Raw genomic sequence first — 13,744 nt, 5'->3', positions numbered from 1 at the left:
CGACCATAGAGCATTGGAACCACCTGATCCCATCCCGAACTCAGCAGTGAAACGATGCATCGCCGATGGTAGTGTGGGGTTTCCCCATGTGAGAGTAGGTCATCGTCAAGATTAAATTCCGAAACCCCAATTGCGAAAGCAGTTGGGGTTTTGTTTTGCCCGCAGGAAAGTGGCGAAAAAAAAAGGGCAGCCACATTGGCGGCCCTTGAAGGCACTGCATTGTCAGTGGAACTTTGGCAGAACGTATTCAGCAATCTCTTCAATAACCTCGGCAACCGGGCGTTCGCTACGACGCACATGCAGGCCAACATGTTGTACCCCGGCTTCACGTAATGCTTGAAGCTCATCAATCAACGCCAACCGCCCGCAAATGCCGCCGAAACGCACACGTCGCATAGGGGCGTGGGGATTGGCTGCCAGATCAAGGTGGACAAAGCTGATGTAAGGTTTATCCCCACCCACCTCGCGCCACAACCCGACCCGACGCCGATGCTCATCTGGCGTGCCCGGGTAGGCGAGCCAGCCATCCATGTGCTCACCAATCCATGCGGGTGATTGTTGACCAAGACCTGCCACCAACAATGGAGCCGCTTCATCTCGCTGCGGAAGCAAGTGCGCACCTTCAGGCAGGCGGCCTTCACCCTGGTCGCGCAACAACTCCACCGTGTCGCGAAAAATCTCTCCCCTCTGATCGTAATCGACCCCAAACAATGGATATTCCATAGGCCGGTCACCACTGGCCACGCCAAGCAGTAAACGCCCATCGCTCAACTCATCAACACTGTTTGCTGACTTCAAGGTGAGCCAAGGCTGACGCAATGGAAGTACAACCGCCGCCGTACCCAACATGATGTTGTCGGTGATTCCGGCCAGGTACCCAAGGTAGGAAAAGGTTTCGAAAACCTGTGCGGCATCGCCGAAATTCGGGTCGTAAACCGGTACATCGCGGACCCACAGAGCACGGAACCCAGCCTTGTCCGCCAGCCTCGCCATCGCTGCATGTTGCTTCAGATCCGGAACACCGAAAGGGCGGTCTTCGGCAATTCGTCGGCGCTGGCCGTCGCTGGACCAATCGTTATCCAGTGGCAGCTCCAGCCCAATGGAAAAACCGTTCGAGCCGAGTAATCGTGTAAATCGTGGGTGCATGAAATGACTCCAAACAGGGAATGACATGCACCCAGTATCCACAGGCCTATCTGCAAGAAAAATGCATGAATGGGAATATCAATTTTGAACAAACCGCACGAGTCAGAAAAAACCAACCGTCGTTTTGGCCCTCAAGGACAACCGTTAGAGGAAATCGCACTAAAGTGACCGCACGGTTTTTGGTATGGTGCAGCTCGTTTTTTTAACGGACTGATTTCAAGCCTACGGATCGGCGCCCCTTTTTAGTTAAAGAGCAGCTGCAGAAATGCCCCAACCGATACCGATCAAGGACCACGAAAAAGAGACGCGCCTGGTCAACAAAAGACTGATGGCTTGCGCCTTGTTCGTCGTCGCTATCACCTGCGCACTGGTGGTGCGCATGTACGTGCTGCAAGTGGTCGAGTTTGACTATCACTCGACCATCTCCGAAAACAATCGCGTCCACGTATTGCCGATCACCCCCACGCGCGGATTGATCTACGACCGCAACGGCGTGGTCCTCGCCGACAACCGCCCCAGCTTCAACCTGACCATCACCCGTGAACGCGCCGCTGACGTCAAAGAAGAACTGGATGAGGTGGTCAATCTCCTGCACCTGCCCGCTGAAGACCGGACGTTGTTCGACAAGGCGATGAAGCAGGCGCGCCACCCCTTTGTGCCCGTCACGCTGTTCTACGAACTCAGTGAAGAGCAAATCGCCGTACTCGCCGTCAACGAATTCCGCCTGCCCGGAATCGACGTTGAGCCGCAGTTCGTTCGCCATTACCCGATGGGCGCGCACTTCGCCCATTCCATCGGCTACGTCGGTCGAATCAACGAGAAAGAATCCAAGGCCCTGGACACTGTCGAGTACCGCGGCACCCAATCCATCGGCAAAACCGGGATTGAAAAGTTTTATGAATCAGAATTGCACGGCCACGTCGGTTACGAAGAAGTCGAAACCAACGCCCAGGGTCGCGTGCTGCGAGTGCTCAAACACACCGATCCGGTGCCCGGTAAAAACATCGTCCTGAGCCTCGACGTCAAACTTCAGGAAGCCGCCGAAGAAGCCTTGGGGGATCGTCGTGGTTCAGTGGTCGCGCTCGATCCATCGACCGGTGAAGTGCTGGCCATGGTCAGCAAGCCAAGCTTTGACCCGAACCTGTTCGTGACCGGGATCAGCTTCAAGGAGTACGCGGCACTGCATGACTCCATCGACCGGCCGCTGTTCAACCGCGTGCTGCGCGGTCTTTATGCGCCTGGTTCGACCATCAAGCCTGAAGTGGCGATTGCCGGCCTGGATGCGGGTGTCGTGACCCCGCAAACCCGCGTCTTCGACCCGGGTTATTACCAGCTCCCGGACTTCGATCACAAATACCGTAACTGGAACCACAGCGGTGACGGTTGGGTGGACATGGACGCGGCGATCATGCGCTCCAACGACACCTACTTCTACGACCTGGCGCACAAGCTGGGCATCGATCGCCTGCACGACTACATGGCGATGTTCGGGCTTGGCGAGAAGGTCTCGCTGGATATGTTCGAAGAGTCTGCCGGCTTGATGCCGTCTCAGGCCTGGAAGCGTGCCACGCGCCGTCAGGCGTGGTTCCCCGGCGAAACGGTGATCCTCGGCATCGGCCAGGGTTATATGCAGGTCACGCCGCTGCAGCTGGCTCAAGCCACCGCGCTGATCGCCAACAAAGGTGTCTGGAACCGTCCGCACCTGGCCAAGACCGTGGATGGTGTGACGCCAGTGGATGAGCATCCGATGCCAAACATCCTGTTGAAAGACCCGCGTGACTGGGAGCAGGTCAACCACGGCATGCAAATGGTGATGCACGACGCTCGCGGGATCGCCCGTGCGGCGGCCCAAGGTGCGCAATATCGTATCGCCGGGAAAAGTGGTACCGCGCAAGTGGTCGCGATCAAACAGGGTGAGCGCTACAACCGGGCGAAAACCCTGGAGCGGAACCGCGACAACGCCTTGTTTGTCGGCTTCGCGCCAGCCGAGCACCCGAAGATTGTCATCTCGGTGATGATCGAAAACGGCGAGGCCGGCGGTCGCGTCGCCGGGCCTGTGGTGCGACAGATCATGGACGCCTGGTTACTCGATCAGGACGGTCACCTGAAACCGCAATACGCCACGCCGAGCAAAGCGCCTGGCGATCCTCACGTTTAACCGATCAAGGCTTCACAGCACAGGCTCACGAATGCTGAGCATGTGCTGGAAGCTTTCGAGGAACACGGTTTCCGCCTGACTCATCTTCTGCTCACGATTCCACAGCAGCTGAATATCAAAATCCACCACCCCATCCTCCGGCGGCAATCGCCACAGCAACCCTTGCTCGACATCCCTTTTCACCAAATGCGTCGGCAGACAGCCAATCCCGTAACCTGCGCAAATCAATCGGTAAATCTCTTCGAAGCTCGTCGATGAAGCAACGATCTTGCCGGTAAAACCCTGCTGGTCGCGAAACAGCGTCAGAGGTGAAAGATTACCGCCGAGCTGGTCGCTGGTGAAACTGACGAAGTTTTCTGCGGCGAGCTGTTCCAGCGTCAGATTCTCTTGTCCGAACAGCCGATGACGCTGCCCGCAAAAGTACGCATAACGCTCGCGGAACAGCACCCGCTGTTCCAGGCGCGGCTGCGGTAAACGACACAGGCCGACGCCAATGGTCGCGGTCTTCTGCAGCAACGAACTGATGATGTTCGAGCTGCCCATCACCTCGACTTCCAGCTCGATTTTCGGGTGCGTTTCATGGAAATCGGCGAGGAACTCGTCGTAATGCCGCGCCTGAACACCGCTGACGGTCAGAATGCGGATCTTGCCCACCACGTCATCGTGACGACTCTCCACCACAGTGCCCAATCGCGAAATATCGCCGTAGATATCCGTCGCAATGCGCAGGACCTCTTCCCCGGTTTCCGTCAGGTCAAACCGTCTCCCGCTACGGGCAATCAACACGCATTCCAGTTGTTCTTCCAGCCGTTTCAACGCCTGGCTGACGGCTGACTGCGTGATGTGCAACCGCGCTGCGGCACGGCTCATGCTGCCTTCCTGGCCGATCACAAGGTAGGTGCGCAGCAGGTTCCAGTCGAGACGATCATTCAGAAAACGTCGGCCCACCCAGGGGTTAGTGGAAGTCATGACAATCCCATGTAGTAGCAGCGCTAATAGTAAAGATAAGAATATGAAAATTGACTAATCCTGGCATGGAAGCGATAAAGCCCACAAGCGCCACAGAGCGCAACCGTAAACAGCCTTCAGTACCTGCCCAAAACTATAAATACACAGGGTCCTTGCATGCACACCACCGCACAGCCGCGTCGAGCGGCGGCCGCTGCCTTCATTGGCACGACCATCGAGTTCTACGACTTTTACATTTACGCCACCGCGGCGGCGTTGGTGCTTGGGCAAGTGTTCTTCCCCAGCAGCGACCCGGTGATGAGTACTCTGGCAGCTTTTGGCAGTTTCGCCGTCGGCTTCATCGCCCGTCCCATGGCCGGCATGGTTTTCGGACACCTGGGCGACCGTCTGGGCCGCAAAAAAATGTTGCTGGTGACGATGGCGCTGATGGGCGTGGCAACTGCCGGCATCGGTCTGCTACCGAGCTACGCCAGCGCCGGTATCTGGGCACCGATCGGCCTGATCGTGCTGCGTTTGATCCAGGGCATTTCCGTCGGAGGCGAGTGGGGTGGGGCCGTGTTGATGGCCAGTGAACACGCGCCAGCCAAGCGCAAAACCTTCTACGCATCATTCGCCCAACTCGGCAGCCCGGCCGGTTTGTTACTGGCGTTGATTGCTTTTCGCCTGGTGACATCACTCGAACCCGAAGACTTCCTCGCCTGGGGCTGGCGTCTGCCGTTCCTCGCCAGTGGTGTGCTGATGATGGTCGGCCTGATGATCCGCTCCGGCGTTCATGAGTCGCCGGAATTCGCCAAGGCGCGGGATAACAACGAGACCGCCAAATACCCGGTGAAAGACGTGATTCGCACGTGCTGGCGGCAGATCCTGTTCGCTGCCGCCGCAGTGACCATCGGCTCGGCCGGGTTCTTCTTCACCAACACCTTCATGATCACCTACGTCACCCAGTATCAGGGCATCGCACGCTCGACGATTCTCGATTGCCTGTTCCTGGTGACCGTCATTCAGTTGCTCTCGCAACCGCTCAGCGCACTGCTCGCCGAGCGCATCGGCGAAGGTCGTTTTCTCAAGCTCGTTGCGCTGCTGTGCATGGTCACGCCGTACCCGATGTTCTTGCTGGTGGGCACGCAAAACATCCTGTTGATGACCCTCGGCATCGCCCTCGCAGTAGTGATCCTTTCGGCGCTGTACGCGGTGATCGCCGGTTACATGACCCAGGCGTTCCCGGTGCACCTGCGCTACTCGGGCATTTCCATCGCTTACCAGTTGAGCTGTGCACTGGCCGGCGGCACCACGCCGCTGATCGGCACGCTGCTGGCGAGCAAGTTTTCCGGACAATGGCTGCCGTTGGCGGTGTTCTTCACCTTGCTTTCGGCCCTGTCCCTGATCGGTGTTTGCGGGCTGGCCCGCCTGCGCGCCAACCCGGTCGTCACCCACGCTGCTAAAGAGGTGTATTCGTGAGTAAACCTGAACACATCGGCCCGGTTGAATGGAAGGCCCGTTGCGAACTGGCTGCGCTGTATCGGCTGGTCGCGCACTTTCGCATGACCGATTTGATCGACACCCACATCACCCTGCGGATTCCAGGGCCTGAGCATCACTTTCTGATCAACCGCTATGGGGTGATTTTCGACCGCATGCGCGCCTCGGATCTGGTGCGCATCGATCAGGAAGGGCGCGTCGTCGACCCGCATTACGAAGGTCATCGGGTCAACGCCGCAGGGTTCGTCATTCATTCGGCGATCCACATGGCCCGTCCGGACCTGAATTGCGTGATCCATACCCACACCGCCGCCGGCATGGCCGTTGCGGCGCAAAAACAGGGCTTGCTACCGATCAGTCAGCACGCGCTGAAGTTCTACGGCAAGTTGGCGTATCACACCTATGAAGGCATCGCGTTGTCGCTGGATGAGCGCGAGCGGTTGATTGCTGATCTGGGGCCGCACCGGGCAATGATCCTGCGCAATCACGGTTTGCTGGTCGGCGGCTCCGGCGTGGCTCAGGCGTTCCAGGAGATCCACTTTCTGGAGCGGGCCTGTCAGGCGCAGGTGGCGGCGCTGGCCGGCGGTTCAGCGTTGCATTACCCGTCGCCGGAAGTGTGTGCACACACCGCCGAGCAGTTTGACCGCGATGAGCAGGACAACATCATCGACCTGGCCTGGGAGGCCGCTTTAACTCTGATCGAATCCCAGCGCGAGTCCTATCTGTCATGAACACCGTGGTTTTGCTGTCCCGCGACACCTTGCTGCTCAAGCAACTGCAAGCCGCGTTCGCCCGCAGCGCGCCGCAGCTCACCACCGTGCTGGCGGATGATCCGCTGGCCAAAAATGCGCAGATTGCCGCGTGCTGGTTCCCTTTGCCGGGCAGCCTCGCCGCGTTACCGAACCTTCAGGTGATTCACTCGGTGGCGGCCGGCATTGATCACCTCGATCACGACCCGTCGTGCCCGGATCTGCCGGTGTGCCGGGTGGTCGATCCCGGCCACCGTCAGGGCATGACCGAATACGTACGCTGGGCGGTGATTCACTATCACCGTGGTTTCGATCATGTGCTGTTGCAGCAACAGGAGCAGCGCTGGGAGCGGCCGCTGCAACGGGCGGCGGGGCAATTCAAGGTGGGAGTGATGGGGCTGGGATCGCTGGGCAGCGCCATCGCTCAGGATCTGGCCGCTTCCGGTTATGACGTTCGTGGTTGGGCGCGCAGTGACAAGACGATAAACGGCGTGCAGACCTTCGCCGGTGCGGCAAGCCTGAAACCGTTTCTTGAGGGTGTGGAGTTGCTGATCAACTTGTTGCCGCTGACCAGCGAAACCCGCGGCATTCTTGGTCATTCAACTTTCGAACAATTGGCCAATGGTGCTGCGCTGGTGAATTGCGGCCGGGGCGGTCATCTCAATATCGACGACCTCGAACACGCCCTGAAACGAGGAAAACTGCGCGGCGCGCTGCTGGATGTTTTCGAGCAAGAACCACTACCGGTTGATCACCGTCTCTGGACAATGCCCGGTGTGACGATCACACCGCACATGGCTTCGGCGGCCTCCCACGACTGCATTGCCGAACAAGTTGCGGAGAACTTCCGCCGTTTAAATGCCGGCGAACCTTTATTGAATAACGCGGACCGATTACTGGGTTACTGAATATAAAAACTCGCCCACTCAGTTGGGCGATACATAACAACAATCCCTCACTCTCAAACGATTTACTGCCAGTCAAAACAATTAAATAAACGAGTTCTGAAGAATTCCTGGAGTCAGTGATGAGCGATCTATCGTCCGCAGAAAAGTCCGGTGCCCCACCGGAAGTTGCAATCAGCATGAAAAAAGTTGCCGTGGCCAGCGTCATCGGCACCACGGTGGAATGGTACGACCTGTTTGTGTTTGCCACCGCGTCGGCGCTGGTCTTCAACAAGGTGTTCTTCCCGGACTTCGTGCCGCTGATCGGCACATTGCTGGCATTCGGCACCTTCGCTTCGGCGTATCTGGCGCGGATTGTCGGTGCGGCATTGTTCGGGCACTTCGGTGATCGCTTGGGTCGCAAGTCAATGTTGTTGATTTCGCTGTTGACCATGGGCGCCGCCACGTTCGCGATCGGCTTGTTACCCAATTACGCGGCCATCGGGATATGGGCGCCGATCCTGTTGTTATTGCTGAGGGTGATTCAAGGCCTGGCGCTGGGCGGTGAGTGGGGCGGGGCGGTGTTGATGGCGGTGGAACATGCACCGGCCAACAAGCGCGGCCTGTACGGTTCCTGGGTGCAGATCGGCGTCCCGGCCGGGACCATGATTGCCAACCTGGCGTTCCTGGTGATCGCCGCGTGGCTGTCGCCTGAGGACCTGTTGGCCTGGGGCTGGCGTATTCCGTTTCTGGCCAGCGTGCTGCTGATCGCCGTGGGTTTGTACATCCGCTTGAACATCGCCGAAACCCCGGCCTTCAACAAGGTCAAGGAAGCCGAAGTCCAAGTGAAAATGCCGCTGGCCGAAGTCTTTCGCAAGTACTGGAAGCAAGTGGTGCTCGGCGGTATTGCGACGATGTCGACCGGCGCGTCGTTCAACATCATCGTCGCGTTCGGCCTGACGTACGGCACGCAGAATCTCGGTTTCAGTCGCAGCGTGATGCTGGGCGTGGTGCTGCTGTCCTGTGCCTGGTGCATCGTCATGCTGCCGGTGTTCGGCGCGTTGTCGGACCGTTTCGGCCGCAAGCCGATCATTGTCGCCGGCATCGTTGCCGAGGCGTTGGTCGCGTTCCCGATGTTCTGGCTGATGGACACCAAGGAGCTGTCGCTGGTGATCTTCGGCTACTTGCTGTTGATGACCGCATTCGCCGCCAACTACGGGCCTATCGCGACTTTCCTGGCGGAGTTGTTCGGCACCCGCGTGCGTTATTCGGGACTGTCGATCAGCTACATGCTGTCCGGCCTGCTCGGCAGCGCCGCAACGCCCATCGTCACCACTGCGTTGCTCGCAGCGACCGGAAAAGGCTCGTCGGTGGCCTGGTACATGATCGGCGCGGCGCTGATTTCCTTGCTGGCGCTGTTGCTGCTGACCGAGACGTTCAAGCGCGACATCAGCGAAATCCCGGCGGCGGGTCCGGCCGCCGATCAACCCGTTCGCAAACCTTTCAAATCGGCTGCGGCCTGATTCATGGAGCTCAACAGCATGCGCAGAATTCAATCCGCTCCCGGCTTCATCGGCCCGGTCGGGCCTTACTCTCAAGCGGTGGTCAGCGGCCATCTGGTGTTCACCGCCGGGCAGATTCCGGCCCAAAGCACACTCGATGAGCAGCCCGCCGATTTCACCGAGCAAGTGCGGCAAACCTTGCGCAATCTCGAAGCAATCCTGATTGAAGCCGGCTCGGGTTTCAGCCACGTGATCAAGGTCAACGCGTACCTCACCGATCCGGCGCAACTGGAGCCGTTCAATGCGGTGTATCGCGAGTTTCTCGGCCATGCGCCGCCGGCGCGAACCACGGTGTGCGTGGCGCTGTGGGGCGTGTCGCTGGAAATCGACTGTGTGGCCGAGGTGATTGCCAGGGAGCCGCAGCATGGATGAATCACAGTTGATCGAGCAGTTCAAAGCGGTGAGCTTTCCAACCCTTGGCCATTTTCTGGAGGCGGGTTTTGCCGACTCGCAACTGCGGGCGATGGTGCCCAATGTGAAACTGGTGGGCCGTGCGCTAACCCTGAAATTGGTGGGTGCCGATGCCATTGCCGTCAACCGGGCGTTGGCGCTGATAAAGCCGGGCGACGTGTTGGTGATCGACACCGGCGGCGATTGGCAACACGCACCGGTCGGCGCGGTGACCAGTTGTGCTGCGAGTTGTGCCGGGGCGGCGGGCATCGTGGTCGACGGCGCCGTGACTGATTTGCTGGAGCTGCGAGAGGGCGGATTGCCGGTCTTCGCTCGCGGCACCAGCCTGCTGACCACCAAGCTGCACGGTCGCGGCGACAGCCAGATCAACCAGCCGATTCACTGCGCAGGCGTCACCGTGCAGCCGGGTGATCTGGTGCTGGCGGACGACAACGGCGTGCTGTTTCTCGATTGGCACACTGCGGCCGGTGTCATCGATCAGGCACTGGCATCCGATCATGCCGAACCGCGCTTGCTCGAACGTTTGCGCGCCGGTGAACCGGTCGCGCAGGTGTTGCGCGTCTAAGCCGTCAGGCAGCGTTGCAGGCTCTCGATGAACATCGTCTCGGCCCGGCTCATGCGCTGCTCGCGGTTCCACAGCAAATGAATGTCCACGTCGGCAATCCCTTCGTGGGGCGGCAGGCGCCAGAGCAATCCGGCGTCGACGTCCGCCGCCACCACGTGCTCGGGCAAACAGCCGATACCGAACCCGGCAATCACCAGTCGCCGGACTTCTTCCAGGCTCGGTGACGACGCCACGATGCGTCCGCTGAAGCCCTGCTGATCGCGAAAAATCGTCAGCGGCGAGAGCATGCCGCCGATCTGGTCGCTGGTAAAACTGACGAAATTCTCCCGCTGCAAATCCCCTTGATCGACGTTCTGCTGGCCGAACATCGCATGATGCTTGCCGCAGAAAAACGCATAGCGCTGACGCAGGAACAACCGTTGCTCCAGGCGCGGTTGCGGACGGCGATTGAGGCTTAGCCCCAGCGTCGCGGTTTTTTCCTGAAGCGCACTGACGATGTCGGAGCTGCGCATCACGTCCACCTCCAGATCGACCCGCGGGTGCTGCCGATGGAAGTCCGCGAGGAAGTCATCGAAGCGTTCCGAGTAGATCCGGCTGATGATCAGCAGGCGCACCTTGCCGATCACTTCGTCGGCCGGTTGCTCCAGCACGCTGCTGACCTGGGACATCTGCCCATAGATTTCCCCGGCCAGTGCGAAGATCTGCTCGCCGACTTCGGTCAGGGCAAAACGTGGACCGCGACGGGCGATCAGTTGGCGGCCGAGTTGTTCTTCCAGACGCTTCAATGCCTGGCTCACGGCGGGTTGTGTCAGGTGCAGGCGGGCGGCGGCGCGGCTGATGCTCAGCTCCTGGCCGATCACCCGAAAGGTGCGCAGCAGGTTCCAGTCCAGTCGGTCATTGAGCAGGCGTTGCACATCGCGTTCGACCATGTGGCTCTCGATTATAAGCTGTAGTAATACTGAGCATAATAAATAGAAAATTGACTAATCATAGCCCCGGGACGATAAATCACTCCCAGACAGGCGCCGTCAGAGTGCCTTGGATTTACTGCTTTTCTCCTGCCAAAAAAACAATCAATGGAGTCCGAACCATGAAGCCCCCAGCTTCTTCCCAGCCACGTCGTGCGGCAGCCGCAGCCTTCATCGGCACCATGATCGAGTGGTACGACTTTTACATTTACGCCACCGCCGCCGCGCTGGTGTTCGGTGCGCTGTTCTTCCCCTCCGACGACAAACTGTTCAGCACCATGGCCGCGTTCGGCACATTCGCCGTGGGCTTCTTCGCGCGGCCGTTGGGCGGGATCATCTTCGGCCACATCGGCGACCGCATCGGGCGCAAGAAATCGCTGATCATCACCTTGCTGATGATGGGCGTGGTCACGGTCTGCATCGGTTTGCTGCCGACTTATGCACAGATCGGCGCAGCAGCGCCGGTACTGCTGATTCTGCTGCGCATCGTCCAGGGCATTGCCGTGGGTGGTGAGTGGGGCGGGGCGGTCTTGATGGCCGGCGAGCATGCGCCGAAAGGTCGGCGCAATTTCTTCGCGTCCTTTGCGCAACTTGGCAGCCCGGCCGGTTTGATCCTGTCTCTGCTGGCGTTTAGCGCGGTCACCCGTTTGCCGGAAGAAGACCTGATGAGCTGGGGCTGGCGCTTGCCGTTTCTCGCCAGTTCGTTGCTGCTGCTGGTGGGGCTGGCGATTCGACTGGGCGTGAACGAGTCACCGGAATTCCTCGCCAGTCGCGAACTCGCCGCCAAGAGCACGCGTAAAGAGCAGGCGCCGGTCATGGAAGTCCTGCGCACCGCGTGGCGTCCGCTGTTGCTGTGCATCGGCGCCAACACCCTGGGGATTGCCGGGGTGTATTTCACCAACACCTTCATGATCGCCTACACCACCCAGCAACTGCAGTTGCCGCGCTCGCTGATCCTCGAGTGCCTGTTTGTGGTGGCGATCATTCAGTTCTGCATTCAGCCGCTGGCGGCGTGGCTCGCGGAGAAAATCGGCGCCACGCGTTTCCTGTGCCTGGTGTCGTTGTTGGCGATGGCCTCGCCATATCCGATGTTCGTGCTGGTCAGCTCGGCCCAGGCACCGCTGATCATCCTTGGCATCGCGCTGGCGGTGGTGTGCATGGCGTCGTTCTACGCGGTGATCGCCGGGTACGTCAGCGGCATGTTCGAGACCCGCGTGCGCTACACGGCGATTTCGCTGGCGTATCAGATCTGCGGCGCTGTGGCCGGTGGTTTGACGCCGCTGATCGGCACGCTGCTGGCGCATAAATTCGCCGGTCAATGGTGGCCGATGGCGCTGTTCTACAGCCTGATTGCGGCCACATCGCTGGTTTGCGTTCTGTCCCTTGCCCGTCGCCATGCCAACGCTGAACGCGTTGAGTTAGCCACCATTTGAACTTGTAGGAGCCGGCTTGCTGGCGATTGCGGTGTGTCAGTCGACATGTTTATCGCCTGAACGCACGCCATCGCCAGCAAGCCGGCTCCTACAGGGGATCGTTGTTTCGAATATTTTTGGAGAACCTCATGTTGAAGATTAATGGCGAACGCCTGTGGGCGAGTCTGATGGCGATGGCCGAAATCGGCGCCACTGCCCGTGGCGGTAGTTGCCGCCTGGCCTTGAGCGATGAAGACAAGGCCGGTCGTGAACTGTTTGCCCACTGGTGCCGCGAAGCCGGCATGACCTTGAGCGTGGACGCCATCGGCAACCTGTTCGCCCGCCGCGCCGGCACTGACCCGGACGCTGCGCCCGTGATGATGGGCAGCCATCTCGACACTCAGCCTGAAGGCGGACGCTTCGACGGCGTGTACGGCGTGCTCGCCGGCCTCGAAGTGGTGCGCTGCCTCAACGACCTCGGCATCCAGACCCGCAAGCCGCTGGAAGTGGCGGTGTGGACCAACGAAGAAGGCGCGCGCTTCACCCCGGCGATGTTCGGCTCGGCGGTGTTCACCGGCATCATGCAATTGGACGCGGCGCTGGCGGTGCGGGATGTCGACGGCATCAGCGTCGGTGATGAGCTGAGGCGCACCGGTTATGCCGGCGAGCGTCCGTTGGGCGGCGCGGTGGATGCGTATTTTGAAGCCCACATCGAACAAGGCCCGATCCTTGAAGACAACGCCAAGAGCATCGGCGTGGTCAGCGGCGGCCAGGCGATTCGCTGGCTCGACGTGCGGGTCGAAGGCATGGCGGCTCACGCCGGCACCACGCCGATGCCCCTGCGCAAGGATGCGCTGTACGGCGTGGCGCGGATGATTCAGGCGATTGAAAGTCTGGCCACCGATTTCGCCCCGGAGGGCCTGACCACCGTTGGTGAGTTGAGCATCAACAAGTCGTCGCGCAACACCATTCCGGGGTTGGTGAATTTTACCGTCGACCTGCGTCATCACCGCGACGACGCCATCGACGCGATGGAGCAGCAAGTGCGCGCGCGGCTGCAGGCGATTGCTGACGGTCGCGGCCTGAACCTGACGATCACCCCGCACTGGATCAGCCCGGCGACACCATTCGACGCGGACTGCGTGGCGGCGGTGCAACACGCTGTGGATGCCCTGGGCTACGCTCAGCAATCGATTGTCAGCGGTGCCGGGCATGACGCGATTCACCTGGCGCGGTTCTGCCCGACGGCGATGGTGTTCATCCCGTGCGTCGGCGGCTTGAGTCATAACGAAGCCGAAGACGTGCTGCCGGAAGACGTGCGGCAAGGTACCGACGTGCTGCTCAACGCCGTGCTGTCCCGCGCCGGCAGAACTGAATAAACCCGATCCCTGTAGGAGCGAGGCTTGCCCGCGAAGGCGTCAGCACAACATCGACGTTTGAC

12 protein-coding genes and 1 rRNA gene are annotated in these 13,744 nt (G+C 60.0%); 10 read left to right on the top strand and 3 right to left on the bottom strand.

The genetic code is table 11. The features are described from left to right. Positions 1-111, top strand: a 5S ribosomal RNA gene (gene rrf / locus KGB27_RS28660); the annotation flags it as partial. 111 nt (positions 112-222) lie between these two features. On the opposite strand, the gene KGB27_RS28655 is transcribed toward rrf, so the two are convergent. After that, positions 223-1,146, bottom strand: coding sequence for a TIGR03571 family LLM class oxidoreductase (locus KGB27_RS28655; protein ID WP_008028013.1), 924 nt, complete (start codon positions 1,144-1,146; stop codon positions 223-225). Between the two features lie 265 nt (positions 1,147-1,411). Here KGB27_RS28655 and mrdA point away from each other — a divergent pair, with 265 nt between their 5' ends. Then, complete coding sequence (gene mrdA / locus KGB27_RS28650; protein ID WP_207285999.1) at positions 1,412-3,304, top strand: penicillin-binding protein 2; 1,893 nt, start codon at positions 1,412-1,414, stop codon at positions 3,302-3,304. Between the two features lie 12 nt (positions 3,305-3,316). Here the strand turns inward: mrdA and KGB27_RS28645 are convergent, their stop codons facing one another. Beyond that, positions 3,317-4,273, bottom strand: coding sequence for a LysR family transcriptional regulator (locus tag KGB27_RS28645; protein WP_008028009.1), 957 nt, complete (start codon positions 4,271-4,273; stop codon positions 3,317-3,319). A gap of 156 nt (positions 4,274-4,429) precedes the next feature. On the opposite strand from KGB27_RS28645, the gene KGB27_RS28640 reads away from it, so the two are divergent. From KGB27_RS28640 to KGB27_RS28615, 6 genes are all read left to right on the top strand, one after another. After that, entirely contained in the window at positions 4,430-5,731 is a 1,302-nt protein-coding gene (locus tag KGB27_RS28640) for an MFS transporter (protein ID WP_008028008.1), read from the top strand. Further along, entirely contained in the window at positions 5,728-6,483 is a 756-nt protein-coding gene (locus KGB27_RS28635) for a class II aldolase/adducin family protein (RefSeq protein ID WP_008045063.1), read from the top strand. The genes KGB27_RS28640 and KGB27_RS28635 overlap by 4 nt, the downstream gene beginning before the upstream one ends. After that, positions 6,480-7,409 (top strand): 2-hydroxyacid dehydrogenase, encoded by a 930-nt coding sequence (locus tag KGB27_RS28630; RefSeq protein ID WP_223557212.1) that lies wholly within the window; start codon positions 6,480-6,482, stop codon positions 7,407-7,409. The genes KGB27_RS28635 and KGB27_RS28630 overlap by 4 nt, the downstream gene beginning before the upstream one ends. Positions 7,410-7,528: 119 nt before the next feature. Further along, a complete protein-coding gene (locus KGB27_RS28625) occupies positions 7,529-8,908 on the top strand; it encodes an MFS transporter (RefSeq protein ID WP_008028000.1) in 1,380 nt (459 codons plus the stop codon). An 18-nt stretch (positions 8,909-8,926) separates the two neighbouring features. After that, on the top strand, positions 8,927-9,319 hold the full coding sequence (locus KGB27_RS28620) for a RidA family protein (protein WP_223437932.1): 393 nt from the start codon (positions 8,927-8,929) through the stop codon (positions 9,317-9,319). Beyond that, positions 9,312-9,923, top strand: a complete 612-nt coding sequence (locus KGB27_RS28615; RefSeq protein ID WP_223557211.1) for an RraA family protein — start codon at positions 9,312-9,314, stop codon at positions 9,921-9,923. The genes KGB27_RS28620 and KGB27_RS28615 overlap by 8 nt, the downstream gene beginning before the upstream one ends. On the opposite strand, the gene KGB27_RS28610 is transcribed toward KGB27_RS28615, so the two are convergent. Then, positions 9,920-10,852, bottom strand: coding sequence for a LysR family transcriptional regulator (locus tag KGB27_RS28610; RefSeq protein WP_223557210.1), 933 nt, complete (start codon positions 10,850-10,852; stop codon positions 9,920-9,922). The genes KGB27_RS28615 and KGB27_RS28610 overlap by 4 nt on opposite strands. 161 nt (positions 10,853-11,013) lie before the next feature. Here KGB27_RS28610 and KGB27_RS28605 point away from each other — a divergent pair, with 161 nt between their 5' ends. Together KGB27_RS28605 and KGB27_RS28600 are read left to right on the top strand one after the other, a co-directional pair. Then, positions 11,014-12,324, top strand: a complete 1,311-nt coding sequence (locus KGB27_RS28605) for an MFS transporter (protein WP_223557209.1) — start codon at positions 11,014-11,016, stop codon at positions 12,322-12,324. Between the two features lie 128 nt (positions 12,325-12,452). Continuing rightward, a complete protein-coding gene (locus KGB27_RS28600; protein WP_223557208.1) occupies positions 12,453-13,682 on the top strand; it encodes a Zn-dependent hydrolase in 1,230 nt (409 codons plus the stop codon). The last annotated feature ends 62 nt before the right edge of the window (positions 13,683-13,744 follow it).

It is taken from the genome of Pseudomonas sp. BF-R-01, from assembly GCF_019946615.1.
GTDB classification, from domain to species: domain Bacteria; phylum Pseudomonadota; class Gammaproteobacteria; order Pseudomonadales; family Pseudomonadaceae; genus Aquipseudomonas; species Aquipseudomonas migulae.
The sequence above is the reverse complement of the archived record's forward strand: the minus strand, read 5'-3'. Positions and strand labels throughout refer to the sequence as shown.